Origin of the sequence: Paenibacillus alkalitolerans (assembly GCF_016482785.1) — a bacterium.
Taxonomy (GTDB): Bacteria; Bacillota; Bacilli; order Paenibacillales; family YIM-B00363; genus Paenibacillus_AE; species Paenibacillus_AE alkalitolerans.
In genome coordinates this window covers 95,702-112,091 of the sequence record NZ_JAEMXM010000009.1, presented here as the reverse complement: position 1 = coordinate 112,091, position 16,390 = coordinate 95,702, and the positions used below count along the sequence as shown (strand labels likewise).

Genomic DNA, 16,390 nt, shown 5'->3' with positions numbered 1-16,390 from the left:
GAAGCGTGTCGGCCGTCCGGTCCCTACTAACTACCCCGGTAGGTGCTGTACCCTCCCGGCGCCGCCAGCAAGGGGACATGATAGTGCTCATGGGGATTCGATATCGTGAACCGCACCGGAACGATGTCAAGAAACGGCGCCGGCGGTTCCGCTTCATGGCGGCATCGGGCGAAATAGTCCCCTGCAAAGAAGAGAAGCTGATACGTTCCCGCCTCCATCGTTTGTTGCTCAAGCAGCGGACGATCCAGCCTGCCGTCGCAATTCGTCAACGATTCCGCCACCAAGACGGACGCCTCTCCGTCATCCAGTCTCCAAAGCTGAACGCGCATCCCTTCAGCCGGCTTTCCTCGCGACACATCCAGCACGTGAGTGGTCAAACGGCCGCTCATCCGAGCTTCCCGCCCGTGTTCAAGTCTTCCCGAGTCATCGAAAAACCTTGAAAACCGTATGGCGGGCGCGGTTCCGTAAATACGCCGCCTTTCGAATCGCCGACGTTTTCCGCGATCGTTTCCCACGTGCGGTTGTTGGATTCGAAATTCACTTCCGCCAATTGCGGAAACCGTTCCAAAATCTGGATTCCGATTTGACAGATGAGCCATTGTATGGACGGGCTGTTTTTTTCGTGGAACACCGTCTGCGCGATGTCCCGGATTTGCTCCGCCGCGACGTATTTGCCGGAGTCGCCGTCAATCGCGTGCCGAACCTGCTCGTATGTCCACCCGATATTGAGGAAAATAAACAGCGGACGGTCGTAGCTGTCCGGAAGCGTCGTATATTCGTCCCGGATAAATCCGTGAAACGAGCTTCCGCTCACCTTGATCAATTGCAAATCTTTCAGCATGCACCGATGCGAAACGATTGCCGCCCCTTCGGCCGTGCGGCGAATCTCCAACGACGCCGACGCGGATTCATTGTGCGATCGCCGGAACACAAGCCCGCTCTCTTGGACTCCGTCTCCGCCGGCCGCAACCCGCACGCCGTCGAACGGCAGCCGGTCCCCGGCAATCGAGATGGCCGTGATATGACCGTACTTATTCATAAACCGTTCGCTTACGAACGCGAGAAAGCCCTCGGTCGTGCTGCCTTCATATGATGCCCCCTGGCGCAATATAAAATTTTTCATAGAGTCCGTCGCCACGACCATAGAGTTGTCTCCCTCGGAGAATGACGGAAGAAACGCCTCTCCCGTGACGGCGAATTTGATATTGTGGGCAAAAATGACGTTCTCGTTGCCGAGAAAGCCGGATTCGGGAACCGGCGAAACGGCAAGCGGCTTCGAGTATGTGCGGTACGCCAGCACATCGCCTTTGCCGTAATACATCGTGCGTCCGTTGATCGGCTCCAACATGTTCATTCATCCTTCCCAAGTTGGTCTAATAGGTCGTTCAGGCGGAATCTCGCGATTTTCCCGATCTCCTGCAATGCTTGCTCCCGTTCCTCCTTAGGGGAGCACAGAAGTCTTCGCTGCATGGCCTCCATTATGTCAGCCTTCGTCTTACCGCGAACCGCGAATATGAACGGAAATCCGAACTTGCGGGTGTATGAGAAATTATAAGCGGAGAATCGTTCATATTCCGCCGGGGTCAACCGGTCGAGACCGGCCCCTTGCTGCTCCGCCGCGGAAAGCTCGCTGATTCTGAGCCGTGTCGCTAAATCGGGATGGGCGCGGAATAACGACAGCACCCGGTCTTCACTCGACTCGCTCACCTCCTGCATCATCGTATGATGCAGTTCATCCACGGTACGAAACGGAGCAGATGCAAAAGCCTCTTCCGCCACCCAAGGCGAATGTTCGAAGATGCCTCCCAACGTGCGCACAAACTCGTGTTTGCTCAACGAGTTGATGCGGTCCAATGCCATTTTTTCCCCCATGCGGTTTATCCCCCTGTACCTATCGCCTTTTGCACAGCCCGCACGATGCCTCCGTACCCTGTACACCGGCACAAATTGCCGGATAACGCTTCTTCAATCTCCGCTTGACACGGCTTCGGGTTTTCATCCAACAGCGCCTTGACCGAAACAATCATGCCGGGCGTGCAATACCCGCATTGAAATCCGCCCTCTTCCAGGAAAGCTTGTTGAATCGGGTGGAGGGCATCATCACCGCCGCTCAATCCTTCAATCGTCGTAATTTGCGCGCCTGCGCACTGATACGCCATGGTCAGACAAGAGTTGACCGGCTTGCCGTCCATCAATACCATGCAGGCGCCGCACCGCCCGATTTCGCAGGAGCGCTTCGTTCCGGTCATCTGCAGGTCGTCCCGCAAGATGGAAAGAAGCCGTCTCGATGGGGGAACATCGAGTGTCAGCGGCGTCCCGTTGATTTCGCACTCCAAACGGTATTTCCCGGCGCGTTCCGCTTGTTTTGTTTCATTCAGCATTCCGGCCACCGCCTTCCGCAACGATAAACGGCGCTTCCAGCAGCAGCTCCGGCTCTATCGGAAGCTTGACGACCCGCTTGCCGACCGCTTGATATATAGCCGAAGCGATTGCCGGCGCCAGCGAAACCGATCCGATCTCTCCGACGCCTCGGGGACCGTATACGTCGTGTTCCGGCAATTCCTCGATCGGCTCCACGCGAATCTCTCCGTTCATATCGGCGATCGTCGGAATCAAGTATGTGTCCAAGTTGTTCGTTAAGTAGCGGCCGCCGTCCATCAGAGCGTCTTCCATGAGCGTAAAGCCCAGCGCCATGCCGCTCCCCCCTTCGATCTGGCCGAGATAGCCTTGCGGATTCACAACCGGACCGGCGGCGACAGTGTGGAACTGATCCAATACGCGCACGCGTCCGGTGAGCGTGTTCACTTCAACCTTTACCGCCACCGCCGCGTAAGTGTAAAGAAAATGTGCGCCGACGCGTTCGTCCGGCGTCAGCGGATAATGGAATTTGGTTTCGCACACGATCGGTTGTCCGATCGCGCCGGCAAGCTCGGCGTAGGACAGCACTATGCCGCCGCCGTTCTCCGATATGCCGCCGGGCCCCACCGTCAGGCTGCCGGCCGGTTTGCCGGTGACGGAGGAGGCTGTCTCCAGCAAGCGGCGGGTAAAGTCGGGCTTCAGCCGCGAAAGAGCCGTCCACATCATCGTCGTCGCGCGGGAAGCGGTGCTCGAGCCGCTGTCGGGTACGGCATCGGTGTCGCCGATTACGATCCGCAAGTCGTCCGCGGCAAAACCGAATTGTTCGATCAGCATCTGCTCGAGCGTCGCGAGCAACCCTTGCCCGAACTCTTCGTATCCGAATACGGCCTCGATTTTCCCGTCCGAAGCGAGCGATAACCGCCCTGCGCCCGGATCCGGTATGCCGAAGCCGAGACCTGCGCCGTGCATGGCCAACGCGGCTCCGACGCCGGTACGAATCCATGGCTCGAGTTTGGAGGGGGCGTTCTCTTCCTTACTTTCCGCCCGCAGCGCGCATTGCTCAATCGCTTCCCAAACTTGCTTCGCGCCGTCCGTCTGGGCGATCCGCTGTCCCAACGGCCCCGGATCGCCGTACCGGCGCAAATTCAAAGCCCGAAACTCCCACGGATCCATGCCGTACGCTTCGGCGAGCCGGTCCATCTGTCCCTCCAAGGCAAAGATCGCCTGATTTCCTCCGAAGCCCCGGAATTCTCCGGAAACGCCGTTATTTGTATAGACTGCAACCCCCTCGACGTCGACATTCTCGAATCTGTACGGTCCGGTGACATGCTCGGTGCAAAAATTGAGCACTTGGGCGCCCAACGTCGCATAAGCGCCCGTATCCGAAACGATGCGAACCTGATGGGCAATCAATCGTCCTTCTTCGTCCGTGCCGGTTTTCATCGTAATTTTCATCGGATGCCGCTTTAACCCGCCGCGCACCGATTCCGCCCTCGAGTTGTGCATCTTGACCGGGCGGCCTGTCCGCAGCGCCAGCAATGCGCCGTACGGCTGGACGTTAAGCTCGTCTTTGCCGCCGAACGATCCGCCGATCGGGCTCGATATGACGCGTATATCCGATTCGGGAACGTCAAGAATGCGGGATAGCTGCATCCGGTCCATAAGCCCGTGCTGCGTCGCCGAGTACACCGTTAATCTTCCATTCTCTTCAGGGACGAACAGTCCCCCTTCCGTTTCCATATACGTATGCATTTGCCGCGGCGTCCAATACGTTTCTTCGACAATGCGCGCGCATCGCGCAAATGCTTCCGCCGTATTTCCTTTCCTGTACTCGGTGCGATGAAGCACGTTGCCTTCCGCATACAGCCGGGGCGAATCGTCTTCCAGCGCCTTCTCCGGATCGTCGATAACGGGCAGCGGCTCGAAATCGACCTCGATAAGCGACAAGGCGTGTTCGGCGATGTCGCCGCTGTCCGCGGCGACCGCGGCGATCGCGTCGCCGACGTACCGGACCCGGTCCTCGCAAAACACCGGTTGATGGGGGAACGCGATGCCGAACCGGTTCAAGCCGGGAACGGCTTTCGAAGTGAGCACCGCCCGCACCCCCGGCAGACGCTCCGCTTTATCCGTTCGCACGGACACGATCCAAGCGTGAGGAAGCGGGCTCCGCAGCACGCGGCCAAACAGCATGTGCTCCGCGCTCATATCCGTTAAATAGACGAGCCGTCCGGACACTTTCTCCTTGCCGTCAGGCCTGATCCGCCAACGGTTTCCGCTTGTTTGACGATTCAGAGTCATCGAACGGCACCCCTTTCTTTATTGCGCAAATGCTGACCAAATCTCGGATACGACGAGGTTTCCCGCCGTTTTCTTCCGATAATCCGCGGATGCGAACGCATCCGGGCAAGCTTCATATTCCTCGTACACTGCCATATATAAAGAACCGTATGTCAATTCACTGAGAATCGTCTCGCGCAGTAACGCTTCGGCGGCGGCCAGGCGCTGCGGCGTCGCCGATCCTCCTCCGGCCGCGATGCGGATATCGGTGAAACGGCCGTCCCGATCCACGGTTGCGGATAATGCGACCGTTACTAGCGAAGGAGTGAAAGCCTCTCTCCGGCCAACTTTGCGGTACGCCTCAAACTTACGCAAACCGTCTCCTCCGCTTTGACCGACGGCGTCAACCGCGCGCAGACGGATTTCCGTCAAGATGCGGTCTTCGGGCGCGGAACGATATTTTAACCGCCGCAGCCAATCCTCCGCCGGCTCCGCCGCCGCATGCCGGCCGTCAAACCAGACCAATTCGGCGTCATAAATCAAGAGCGCCGGCAGCGCGTCGCCGGCTCCCGAAACGACGTTGCCGCCGATCGTCGCCAAATTTCGCACCGACGGAGCGGCGATGGAGCGAAGCGCTTCATGAAGTGCCGGTGCAACACGCTGCAGCAGAGCGTTATTGCGGCAATCCGACAACGGAGACAGCGCGCCGATCGCAATATGGTTCGCCGTCATGGAAACCCCCGTCAATCCCTTGATCGATCTCAGATCGATCAAATACCTGGGAATCGGAGCCGCTCCGGTTTCCCACCGGGTACGAAGCAGCGTTCCGCCGGAAATATAGAGGCTCTCGTCCCCCAGCTTATGCTTCATGCGCCACGCGTCGCGGAGGTCGTGCGGCTGCAGCACGGCCGGCGCAAGAAGCAACCCCTCGTTTCCAATGGCCACGTCACAATCACCCCCGCACCATTTTTTTTAAAAAACTATAATCGCTGTTCCCGGATATACGGCACCCCGAGCGACTCCGGCATGCCGGAAGGCCTGTTCCGGTTGCGCCATCCGAGATACATCAGCACGGCAATCGTGACGACGTACGGAATCATCTTCAAGAAATAAGCGGGGATGCCGCTACCGGTCAGCTGTATACGGAATCCGAGCGAATCCAGCGCGCCGAAGAAGTAAGCGCACAACAACGCCCGCACCGGGTTCCACCGGGCAAAGATAACGAGCGCGACGGCGATCCACCCTTTCCCCGCCGTCATCCCTTCGGTCCAACTCGGCGTATAAACAAGAATCAAATCCGCACCGGCAAGGCCGATCAGCACCGAACCGGCGATGACATATCCGTAACGGAGCAGCTGCACGCGGATGCCCATCACGTCGGCGGTCGCCGGATCGTCGCCGGCCGCCCGCAGATGCAGCCCCCAAGACGTACGATGGATGAGCAGGTGAAGCGCTGCAATGAGCAGCAGACTGAACCACGTCAGCATATCGAGACGGGCGAAGATGTCCCCTATGACAGGTACCGGTTCCAACCACGGTATATGAAGCTTCGGCATTGCGCCGGAAAGCGGAATCCCGCTGAACGGTTTGCCGAGATAGGCGCTCAAGCCGCTGCCGAACAGCGTCATAGCCAATCCCGCCATAATCTGATTCGCGCGAAGCGTCACGCATACGAAAGCGTGCACGAGCCCCAGCACGGCGGACGCGCACAAGACTGACAGCAGCGTCAAAGCGATGCTTCCGGTTTGCAAATAGGTAACGCATGCGGTGACCGCTCCCATTAGCATAAGCCCTTCGGCCCCCAGCTGAATGATGCCGGAACGTTCGTTCAATATGCCGCCCAAAGCGGCCAGAAGCAGCGGGGTGCCGGATGCGGCGGCCGCGATCAATAACTGAATTGTAAAATCCATGCTCTGTCCCGCTCCTTTCAACCGCGCCGCACACGGAATTTCGCGATCATGTCGCCCGCGATGAGGAAAAACAATATCGCTCCTTGGAGCATTTCGGATATGGAGGAAGGCAAACCGATCGTTTGCACGCTGTATCCTCCCACGATCAATCCGCCGAACAGAAACGAAGAAACGATGAGACCCGCCGGATTCAGCTTGGCGAGCCACGCGACGATGATGGCCGTATATCCGTAGCCCGGCGAAACGCCCTGCATGAGCTTATGGGTAACGCCGGAAACCTCGGCCATTCCGGCCAAGCCGGCCAATGCGCCGCTGATCAGCATCACGGCAATAATATGCTTATTGATCCGAATGCCCGCGTTCGCCGCTGCAGCCGGATTCGCTCCGATCAACCGCAGCTCGTAGCCCCATCGGGTAAATCCGGTCACGATTGCATACAACGCAACGGCGATAAGGGCGAACAACAATCCCGAATGGAGCCTCGTATCCCCCAGAACGGGCAAAGACTGCGCTTGCGTAAATACCGGAGATCCGGGAAAATTAAAGCCCTTCGGGTCTTTCCATGGTCCGAACACGACGTAGTCCAATGCCAGCAAGGCTGCATAATTCAGCATGAGCGAGGTGATCAGTTCGTTGACTTGGAAGTGCGTTTTCGGAATTGCGGTCAACAGCCCCCATAACCCGCCGGCAGCAACGGCGGCAACGATCATCAACGGGATGGCCCAACCGTTCTGCAAAGCCGGTACATACACCGTAACCGCCGTCGCGGCCATCGCGCCGGCGATGAACTGGCCCTCCGCTCCGATATTCCAAACGGAAATCCGGTAGGCAATGGAAACGCCGATACCGCACAGCAGCAGCGGGATCGCTTTGACGAGCGTCTCGGTGATGCCGAACGTTGTGCCGAAAGCGCCCGTCCACATCTTTTGATATACCGGGATCGGATTCAGTCCGTTCACCGCCAAGAACAAAGCACAAAACGCAAGCGCCAAGACGACGGACGCGACCGGGGTCCACCATGGGCTTCTTTGCACGGACGGATCAAGCGAAAGCCGGAATGAGAAGCGCTTCTTCTTCGACGGAGCGGCCATCTCTAGGGACAGGGCGTCAGACAAAGTTTGCCGGTTCATGATGAGTCCCCCTCAATTCGCACACGCCTGCCATCAGCATGCCGATACGCTGTCTGTTCGCTTGGTCCGGGCCGGATTCTCCGAAAATTTTACCGTTATAAATAACTACGACCCTGTCGGATAACTGCAGCACTTCATCGAGATCCTCCGAAATGAGCAGCACGCTGCTGCCGCTATTGCGCAATTCCGTCAGCATGCGGCGGACGCTTTCCGCCGCGCCGACATCGAGACCCTGTGTAGGGTGTACCGCGACCATAAGCTTCGGTTTTTGCGCAATTTCCCTGGCAAACAACAGCTTCTGCTGATTGCCTCCGGACAGCTGCCGGACGGGGGTATCCAAATTCGGCGTCTTCACGTCGAATTGCTCGACAAGCGACTGCGACCATGCCCTGTTCTTGCCGGTACGGAGAAAGCCGAACACGGAGCGGTCTTTGTCCCTGTAAGACTTCATGAGCAAGTTATCGGCGACGCCAAGACCGCCGGCCAACCCGCTTTTCATCCGATTTTCGGGAACATGAGAAATACCGGATTCAATGGAGCCTCTCACCGAAGCGGACGTTAACGTCTTGCCGTTGAACCGTACGGTTCCGCTCTTCCACGTCCTCAACCCGGTAAGCACTTCCGCCAATTCCTTCTGTCCGTTCCCCGCGACGCCGGCGACACCGACAATCTCCCCTTCGTTTACGCAGAGGCTCAGATTGTCCAGCGCTTTGCGCCCATGCTCCGCATAAACTTCAAGCCCGTCTACGATCAACAGCGGTTTCCCCTGCGACGGGTTTCTGAATTGCCGGTTCAGAGACACCTCTCTTCCCACCATCAGCTGCGCAAGCTCCCGCTCGTTCGTAGCCGCCGTTTCCGTCGTCGCGATCATGCGGCCTTTGCGCATGACGGAGATCCGGTCGGAAACGGTCATGACCTCATTCATTTTGTGCGTTGTCATGATGACCGTTTTCCCTTCCCGTTTCATCCGCTCCAGCGTTAGAAAAAGCTGCTCCGTCTCTCCCGGCGTCAATACGGAGGTCGGTTCGTCAAGTATGATAATGTCGGCGCCGCGGTAAAGTGTTTTGACGATTTCAATGCGCTGCTGCTCGCCGACCGACAGCTGCCAAACAGGCCGGTCAACGGGAAACGTCAAGCCGAACCGTTCGGCGATCGACACGATTTCCTGCCGCTTCTCTTTTATCCATTTGCTTCCCCGCCATATCGGCGTCGATTCGCCAAGCACTATATTTTCCGGCGCGGTCAAGCTTTGAACGAGCCTGAAGCTTTGAAACACCATCCCGATGCCGAATGCCGCCGCATCCTTGGGCGAACGTATTCTCGCCCGTTTCCCGCGGATGTATATCTCGCCCTCGTCCGCCCGGTACACGCCGGACAGCATGCTCATTATCGTGCTCTTACCAGCCCCGTTCTCCCCGAGCAGCGCGTGAATTTCTCCGGCTTTCGCCGAAAAATCGACGCGGTCGTTTGCTATTGTCGTACCGAACCGTTTCACAATTTGCCGCATTTCGACGGAATAGCCGTGAATCATGATTATCGCCTCCTTTCGGTTCTATGTAGAACAATCCCTTTGGGCAAAGGGATTGTCGTACCGTACGATATGGACGCTGCGCCGCCGGCTGTCGATGTTTATATTCACTATATGCATACGTGACATAAACGTAAATATACTTAACATCAATTTGTAACTTGTTATAAAATTGGTCTCTATTCATTGTAGATTTCGCACTAAATTACACAACGACGCACATCTTAGCCATTTCATGTAATGTCTATGAAAGCTTTGATTTCTTTATCCAATGGTTTTGGATGTGCTGGAAATCTTGCTCCGTGTCGGCGTCCATAAAGTATTCCGGCGATTCGACATCTATAGTGATTCCGCGATAATCCGGCGATTCAAATATACCTCTCGCGCCCCGGTCCCCTTCCAATCTCTCCAGCACGGGAACCATGGTTTTAGAGAACAATACCGGAGGCATGCCCGCCCCGTTATTGCCGCTTGCCGCATAATCCAAATCGGGCTGTTTGCGGAATGCGTCAATGAGCCGCTTGACCGATTCCGCCCGGATGAACGGCTGATCCGCCAAAGTGACGAGCACAGCGTCCGGATTGTAAGGCAGGACCGCATTCAAGCCGCAGCGCAACGAGAAAGAAAATCCGAGCGAAGCCGTAAAACAAGTCTCGACTCTCCAGTTACCCGCCGGAGGCAACCAACCAAGCGGATCGTCCGCTCTCACCACCACAACGAGGGGACTCAGCTCTTCGCAGCGGGCAAGCTCTTCAAGAGCGACCGCCCCCAATTTCCTACCCGAAGACAGCTCCAGAGACAGCTTCGGCGTCCCCATCCGCCTGCTCTGTCCCGCCGCCAAATAAATACCGGCCACCAACATTTCGAATCTCTCCTCTCCAAGTTTCCGGCGCGTCTCGGCGCGCGATTTGAATAAGCTCCGCAACTATGCTGACCGCAATTTGTTCGGGTCCGTCCGCACCGATGGGCAAGCCTGCGGGGGCATGGAGCGAAGGCGGACGCTCAATCCCGTCCAGCAGCGAACGGATTCTGCTTTGCGAACCGATGATCCCGATATAGGCAGGCGCCATCGGAATGACCGCCTCCAACCATTGTTTATCCCTGCGAAAATGATGGCTGCATACCAACACATAATCTTTGCGCCCGATTCGGAGCGAGCGGACCGCATCATCCGCCTGACCGACCGCCAATTGAGCCCCCGGAAACCGTTCGTTCGTACATAAATCCTCCCGCCAATCGGCAACCGCGACCTGAAAGCCGAGCCGCCCGGCCAATGACGCAATGGGCTGCGCATCCAAGCCCGCTCCGAAAATGATGAGTCGCTGCCGCGGCGAATATTCGGTTTCGATCAGCAGCGGACGACCGCCGTCGCCATACATTACCGCCGATTTGCGGGAATTATGACCGAATACCAACCGGTATCTGACGGCTCCCCTCTCCAGCCAACGGTGCAGCCGGAGCGATTCCCCATTGGACGTACGATCATGGATTTCACACAGTATATCCCGAAGAAAGCCTTCGACCGGCTCCAACAGCACGCGTATTTTCCCTCCGCAGCCAACCGCTTCCCCCCAAGAGAAATCTTCGGTCGACCTCATATCGTATTCCACGATTTCGAATTTGCCCCTCGTTAAAATATCCGCCACCCGAAGCTGCAAATCGCTCTCGAGACAGCCGGGGCTAATGCTCCCGAGCCGTTCGCCGTCATCCCGAAACAGCAGGCACGCCGCCGCCTTCCGGTACGAATGCCCTTCGGCATTAACGATCGTAGCTAACACCAACGAACCGCCGCCACGTTTAACGCATGATAGTATTGCATGCACATCCATGCGACCGTCACCTCTTTCGCGCAAAACATTCCCACTCTATCAGCATTCGCGTTCCAACATACGGCGGAATAAAAACACCAGCTTCAAGCGCAGCAGATCGTTTATTTTCTTCAAATCGACCTCCAGCATCTCGCTTAACTTCTCGATCCGGTACGTCGCCGTATTCCGGTGAATAAACAGTTTCTTTGCCGTCTCGTTTACATGGCCGTCATTTTCCAAATAAACCTCCAGCGTCCGAAGCATCTCTTGAACATAATCAGGTTCTTTGCTTAGCAGACCGTTAAGCATGTTATTGCAGTATTTCTCCATCCGCTCTTTCGAAACTTGTTCGAACAAGAAAGACAAATCCAGATATTGATAGTGAACGACGTGTTCCCGAAGCCCCCAGCGAAGAGCCATCCGCAGCGTTTCCTTGGACTCGGAGAAAGCTTCCCGCAGATGCTCCGCTCTTGTTTTCCGCCCGCTCACCGCCGCTTTCGGAAACGATTCCCCCTGAAACCCCAAGCTGTTAAAGCAGGCGCTTAAGAGCTCGGGCAGCTTCTCGATTCCGGCTTGATCGGCGGGATACACCGACAGCAGCCCTTCATCCATCACGACATGGATGCCCCTCAATTCGTGTATGGCGGGATGACCCAAATACTCTTCCTTCAAGCGAAGCAGCCGGCCTTGACGCGCGCCGGCATCGTCCGGAGGACCGGCGATGTCGGTCAGAACGCATTGAAACGCTCCGTGAAATAAGCCGATATCCAGCTTATCGGCGTAATCGATCAACCCTTCGATCGACAACCCGTTATTTAAACAGCGTTTAATCAACATACCGAAATCCTTATGAAGCGAACGCTCAAAATAATCTTGATAGTTGAAATTCATATGAAAGGATATCAACTCTGCCGCTTGGACAAACAAATTTTGTTCTATTCCGAGATCAAACGGTTCCGTAGTGAAAAACAAGACGAATCCGGCGTTCTTATCCCTGTTTAAGAGCGGAACCCTGAACGCCTGCCAATCGCCGCCTCTCATGCGCTGATTCCTTGGCTGCCACGGCCAACCGCGCAGCACTTCCGGTCCGGGATATCCCGAGTTGTTATACACCAGTTGTCCTCTGGCGCCGATAACGGCGATCGGATAGCCGATGACATCCGTGAAAGCGTCGAACAGCTGCTCCATATGATTGGACTGAAGCGCAAACCGGATCAATCGCTTCTGCTTTTCCAACACGGCGTGCAGCGCACGGGTGTTGCGCTGCATCTCCGCACGGAACAACCCGTTCATTTGGTCGGAAAATGTGAATTGGTAAGGCAGTTCGATGAGCGGAAAATCAAGCTCATCCGCTTCCGCCGCCAACGACACCGGGATTGAATCCCAGAAACGGCCAAGCTTGATGCCGAGACCCGACGAACCCCTGCCATTGAGCTTATGCAGCAGTTGCGCCGCATCTTCCGGGTGATCCTTGATCAAATACGCGGTTGTGAACAACATCTCCCCTTCCTTGATCCAATCGGAAATATCCGGCGCGTCCATAACGTTGATCGATTTGACGACCCGATTTTTGCCTCCCGACCCCGCAATCAATTTCCCCTCCGACAAAGGATAGATCGATAACGCTTGCTCTACGGTAAGATGCATGTTGTTCACCTCCACAATGTTTCGCGTTACCTTTATTTACATATACATGACTTATAATGATAAATGATTATAATAACAAACTATATTGATAATTATAGGTCAATTTTTATTACATTTGAATACTGATTTCGGATCGTTGATCAAAAACTACGGCATATTATATAACACTAATGTACCATATTTATAAATAATAGACCGCCACACAATCAAGGGAGGCAGTCATCGTATCGTTATCAGGTACATAAATTGCTCAGCCACGAAGCGCATTCCGTCAAACCGGTAGGAGGTTATTTTCTGTGCATTCCCTGGAAATGTCAAAAAATTGGGGTAAAATTCCTTTAATTCATCAGGTATGGCCCGATATTTGTTCATGATAAAATGTAAGCGCATTCACAAAAGACAAAATGTCCCATTTTAACTAACTACGGCAGGAGGTGTTGTTTAACAAGGCAAACTGTGTGGTGATTCATAGGGAGGTGAGGCCTAACAGCCACTATCGCAATCTTCCTTCTATCGGCTCGGATCCGTCACATTGAATGTATTTTCATTTAGGAGGCATTTCTTAATGAGACACATGTTGAAAAGCAAAAAGACGATCGCTTTCACCGCAGTTTTGGCGGCAGTGATGCTGTTTGGATCAATTGCATATGCGGCATCTTCGTCTACGCCTTTTGCCAAGATTTATTGGGGGAACAACAAGTATTATTTGTTCAATAATACGTGGGGCAGCAACAGCGCCAGCTCCGGTTGGTGGCAATCGATCTATTACAATAATAATTACGACATGGGGTGGACGTGGAATTGGGGTACCGCGAATCCGGGATCTGTAAAGGCCTACCCTTCCATTGTATCCGGTTGGCATTGGACTAACGGCTATACGACAGGAAGCGGATTTCCGACACGCATCTGGGACAACAAAAATATTAACGCGTCGGTCAACTACTCTATTAGTGCGAACGGTACCTATAACGCAGCTTACGACATCTGGGTACATAACACGAATAACGCGGTTGACAATTCGACGCCGACGGACGAAATTATGATCTGGCTCAATAATACGAATGCCGGACCGCTCGGCTCTTATGTTGAAACCGTTAGCATTGCCGGCTCTTCCTGGAGATTGTACAAAGGTTGGCTGAACGCCGGAAACGGCACTGGCTGGAATGTATTCTCCTTCGTAAGAACGTCCAATACAAGCAGCAGCAGCATGAACTTGCGGGATTTCATCCATTATGTCGTGTACACGAAAAATTGGATGAGCAATTCGAAATTCATCAGCAGCGTGGAATTCGGCTCTGAAATATTTACCGGAAGCGGAAATTTCCATATAAACAGCTATAGCGTAAATGTCCAATAATGGCGTTGAAAAGGAGGTTCGAAAACGATGAGAAAGTTGTTGAACGCAATATTAGCCTGCATGCTGGCGGCCGTTGCGATTGTCTCGCCGGCGATTGTCCCGCCCTCGAATGCGGAAGCGGCGGCGAGCCAGCCCTATACTTGGCGCAACGTCGTGACTGGCGCCGGCGGCGGCTTTGTTCCCGGCATTATATTTAACGCCTCCGAACCGAATTTGATTTACGCTCGAACCGATATCGGCGGCGCATACCGCTGGAACCCCGCCGACAGCAGCTGGGTTCCATTGCTCGATTTCGTCGGATGGGACGATTGGGGCAAACTCGGCGTCGACGCCCTTGCGACCGATCCTGTCGATCCGAACCGCGTCTACGCCGCAGTGGGCATGTATACGAACGAATGGGATCCGAATAACGGTTACATTATGCGCTCCACCGACAGGGGAAATACGTGGCAGGAGACGCAGCTGCCGTTCAAAGTGGGCGGCAACATGCCCGGCCGTTCGATCGGCGAACGGCTCACGATCGACCCGAACAACAACAGCATCCTCTTCTTCGGGGCACGCAGCGGCAACGGTCTCTGGAAGAGCACCGATTACGGAATCACATGGACTAAGGTAAGCAGCTTCCCGAACCCGGGCACTTACGTCCAAGACCCTTCCAATTCCTATCAATCCGACATTGTCGGGCTCGCCTGGATTACCTTCGATCCGAGAACCGGCACGCCAGGCAACGCCACCCAGACGATTTATGTCGGCGTTGCGGATAAGGGAACCAGCATTTACCGCAGTACCGACGGAGGCGCGACGTGGTCGGCCGTGCCAGGTCAGCCTACCGGCTATCTGCCTCATCACGGTGTGCTGTCCGCAAACGGCAATCTGTATATCAGCTACAGCGACGGCGTCGGCCCGTACGACGGGACGAAAGGCGATGTGTGGAAGTTCGATACGGCGACGGGCGTATGGACGAACGTCAGTCCGGTTCCGAGCAGCAGCAGCGACAATTATTACGGCTACGGCGGCCTTGCCGTGGACGCGCAGCATCCGGATACGCTCATGGTCGCCAGCTTGAACTCCTGGTGGCCGGATGCGATCATATTCCGCAGTACCGACGGAGGCGCTACATGGACCCGGATATGGGACTGGGCGAGGTATCCGAATCGAACGTTCCGATATACGCAGGATATCTCCGCAGCCCCATGGCTCGACCTCGAAGCGCAATATGATGCAAGGTCGCCGGAAGTATCTCCCAAGCTCGGCTGGATGATCGGCGATCTTGAAATCGATCCGTTCAACTCCAACCGCATGATGTACGGCACCGGGGCCACGATATACGGAACGAACAATTTGACCGATTGGGACACCGGAGGGAAAATCAATATTTCCGTCATGGCCAAGGGATTGGAAGAAATGGCGGTCGCCGACCTCATCAGCCCGCCTGCCGGAGCGCCTCTGCTAAGCGCCGTCTTTGACGTCTCCGGCTTCCGGCACACAGACATTACCGTCGCCCCGGACAAAATATTGGCCAATCCGAACAGTACTGCGAGCATCGATTATGCGGAGTTGAAACCGAGCTATATAGCGCGGGTCGGAAAAGCGGATTACGAGTCGAATACGCGGGCGAAATCGATCTCGATCTCCAGCGACGGCGGTGCAACCTGGTCCAACCCGAGCGCGGAGCCAAACGGTACGAAAGGCGGCGGCATGATCGCGGTGGCAGCCGACGGCAGCTCTTTGGTATGGAGTACGCCCGATGTGGGCGTATTCTACTCGAAATCGGGGGGCAAATCATGGAGTGCCAGCTCCGGCGTTCCCGCCAATGCGGAAATTGCCGCCGACCGCGTGAACAAGAACAAATTCTACGCCGTCTCTGCCGGCAAATTCTACGTCAGCAACGACGGAGGAGCCACCTTCGCTCAAACCGCGGCAACAGGTTTGCCAAGCGAAGGCGGCCTCAACTTTAAGGCGATGCCGGGCAACGAAGGAGATATATGGCTCGCCGGAGGCAGCGGTGCTGCAGGCGTTTACGGTCTATGGCATTCGACCGACTCCGGCGCTTCGTTCGCCAAGCTGGCGAACGTCCAGGAAGCCGACGTCGTCGGATTCGGTAAAGCGGCGCCGGGAAAAACTTACATGGCATTGTACGTGTCAGCCAAAATCGATAACGTAAGGGGTATTTACCGTTCGGACGACGCTGGTGTTACTTGGGTGCGGATCAATGACGACCTGCATCAATACGGCGTCACCAACAGTGCGATAACGGGCGACCCGAGAATTTACGGGCGCGTCTATCTTGGAACTAACGGCCGCGGCATCATTTACGGCGATCCGTCGGAATGACAGGAAAAAAAATCTCGCTTGGCGGCACAGCAGCCGTCAGG

General features: G+C 55.7%; 13 protein-coding genes and 1 pseudogene. 2 read left to right on the top strand and 12 right to left on the bottom strand.

Features of this window, described 5'->3' with window-relative positions:
- Positions 1-26: 26 nt before the first annotated feature.
- The 12 genes from uraH to JET16_RS15790 all read right to left on the bottom strand — a co-directional run bounded on the left by uraH (position 27) and on the right by JET16_RS15790 (position 12,658).
- The gene (gene uraH, locus JET16_RS15845) at positions 27-389 is read right to left on the bottom strand and encodes a hydroxyisourate hydrolase (RefSeq protein ID WP_199617370.1); all 363 of its coding nucleotides are present in this window, start codon (positions 387-389) and stop codon (positions 27-29) included.
- The gene (gene pucL / locus JET16_RS15840; RefSeq protein ID WP_199617368.1) at positions 386-1,348 is read right to left on the bottom strand and encodes a factor-independent urate hydroxylase; all 963 of its coding nucleotides are present in this window, start codon (positions 1,346-1,348) and stop codon (positions 386-388) included. The genes uraH and pucL overlap by 4 nt, the downstream gene beginning before the upstream one ends.
- A gap of 2 nt (positions 1,349-1,350) precedes the next feature.
- The gene (gene uraD / locus JET16_RS15835; protein ID WP_199617367.1) at positions 1,351-1,872 is read right to left on the bottom strand and encodes a 2-oxo-4-hydroxy-4-carboxy-5-ureidoimidazoline decarboxylase; all 522 of its coding nucleotides are present in this window, start codon (positions 1,870-1,872) and stop codon (positions 1,351-1,353) included.
- A 5-nt stretch (positions 1,873-1,877) separates the two neighbouring features.
- A complete protein-coding gene (locus JET16_RS15830; protein WP_199617366.1) occupies positions 1,878-2,381 on the bottom strand; it encodes a (2Fe-2S)-binding protein in 504 nt (167 codons plus the stop codon).
- Positions 2,371-4,656, bottom strand: a complete 2,286-nt coding sequence (gene pucD, locus JET16_RS15825) for a xanthine dehydrogenase subunit D (RefSeq protein WP_199617365.1) — start codon at positions 4,654-4,656, stop codon at positions 2,371-2,373. The genes JET16_RS15830 and pucD overlap by 11 nt, the downstream gene beginning before the upstream one ends.
- Before the next feature lie 18 nt (positions 4,657-4,674).
- Positions 4,675-5,580 (bottom strand): FAD binding domain-containing protein, encoded by a 906-nt coding sequence (locus JET16_RS15820; protein WP_199617364.1) that lies wholly within the window; start codon positions 5,578-5,580, stop codon positions 4,675-4,677.
- A gap of 35 nt (positions 5,581-5,615) precedes the next feature.
- The gene (locus tag JET16_RS15815) at positions 5,616-6,545 is read right to left on the bottom strand and encodes an ABC transporter permease (protein WP_199617363.1); all 930 of its coding nucleotides are present in this window, start codon (positions 6,543-6,545) and stop codon (positions 5,616-5,618) included.
- A gap of 17 nt (positions 6,546-6,562) precedes the next feature.
- On the bottom strand, positions 6,563-7,675 hold the full coding sequence (locus tag JET16_RS15810; protein ID WP_199617361.1) for an ABC transporter permease: 1,113 nt from the start codon (positions 7,673-7,675) through the stop codon (positions 6,563-6,565).
- A complete protein-coding gene (locus JET16_RS15805) occupies positions 7,653-9,206 on the bottom strand; it encodes an ABC transporter ATP-binding protein (RefSeq protein ID WP_199617359.1) in 1,554 nt (517 codons plus the stop codon). Before JET16_RS15805 ends, JET16_RS15810 begins: the two co-directional genes overlap by 23 nt.
- A gap of 241 nt (positions 9,207-9,447) precedes the next feature.
- Positions 9,448-10,065, bottom strand: coding sequence for an NTP transferase domain-containing protein (locus JET16_RS15800; RefSeq protein ID WP_199617357.1), 618 nt, complete (start codon positions 10,063-10,065; stop codon positions 9,448-9,450).
- Entirely contained in the window at positions 9,980-11,032 is a 1,053-nt protein-coding gene (locus tag JET16_RS15795; protein ID WP_199617355.1) for an XdhC family protein, read from the bottom strand. The genes JET16_RS15800 and JET16_RS15795 overlap by 86 nt, the downstream gene beginning before the upstream one ends.
- A gap of 39 nt (positions 11,033-11,071) precedes the next feature.
- The gene (locus JET16_RS15790; protein WP_199617353.1) at positions 11,072-12,658 is read right to left on the bottom strand and encodes a PucR family transcriptional regulator; all 1,587 of its coding nucleotides are present in this window, start codon (positions 12,656-12,658) and stop codon (positions 11,072-11,074) included.
- 565 nt (positions 12,659-13,223) lie between these two features.
- On the opposite strand from JET16_RS15790, the gene JET16_RS15785 reads away from it, so the two are divergent.
- Positions 13,224-14,015, top strand: a complete 792-nt coding sequence (locus tag JET16_RS15785) for a GH12 family glycosyl hydrolase domain-containing protein (protein ID WP_233531684.1) — start codon at positions 13,224-13,226, stop codon at positions 14,013-14,015.
- Positions 14,016-14,075: 60 nt separating this feature from the next.
- Positions 14,076-16,337 (top strand): annotated as a pseudogene (locus tag JET16_RS15780) (xyloglucanase); the annotation flags it as partial.
- Positions 16,338-16,390: the final 53 nt, after the last annotated feature.

Coding starts and splice junctions, on each gene's coding strand:
- uraH (WP_199617370.1), bottom strand. CDS start 389: ATGAGCGGCCGTTTGACCACTCACGTGCTGGATGTGTCGCGAGGAAAG.
- JET16_RS15815 (WP_199617363.1), bottom strand. CDS start 6,545: ATGGATTTTACAATTCAGTTATTGATCGCGGCCGCCGCATCCGGCACC.
- JET16_RS15795 (WP_199617355.1), bottom strand. CDS start 11,032: ATGGATGTGCATGCAATACTATCATGCGTTAAACGTGGCGGCGGTTCG.
- JET16_RS15800 (WP_199617357.1), bottom strand. CDS start 10,065: ATGTTGGTGGCCGGTATTTATTTGGCGGCGGGACAGAGCAGGCGGATG.
- JET16_RS15810 (WP_199617361.1), bottom strand. CDS start 7,675: ATGAACCGGCAAACTTTGTCTGACGCCCTGTCCCTAGAGATGGCCGCT.
- pucL (WP_199617368.1), bottom strand. CDS start 1,348: ATGTTGGAGCCGATCAACGGACGCACGATGTATTACGGCAAAGGCGAT.
- uraD (WP_199617367.1), bottom strand. CDS start 1,872: ATGGGGGAAAAAATGGCATTGGACCGCATCAACTCGTTGAGCAAACAC.
- JET16_RS15830 (WP_199617366.1), bottom strand. CDS start 2,381: ATGCTGAATGAAACAAAACAAGCGGAACGCGCCGGGAAATACCGTTTG.
- JET16_RS15805 (WP_199617359.1), bottom strand. CDS start 9,206: ATGATTCACGGCTATTCCGTCGAAATGCGGCAAATTGTGAAACGGTTC.
- JET16_RS15790 (WP_199617353.1), bottom strand. CDS start 12,658: ATGCATCTTACCGTAGAGCAAGCGTTATCGATCTATCCTTTGTCGGAG.
- pucD (WP_199617365.1), bottom strand. CDS start 4,656: ATGACTCTGAATCGTCAAACAAGCGGAAACCGTTGGCGGATCAGGCCT.
- JET16_RS15785 (WP_233531684.1), top strand. CDS start 13,224: ATGAGACACATGTTGAAAAGCAAAAAGACGATCGCTTTCACCGCAGTT.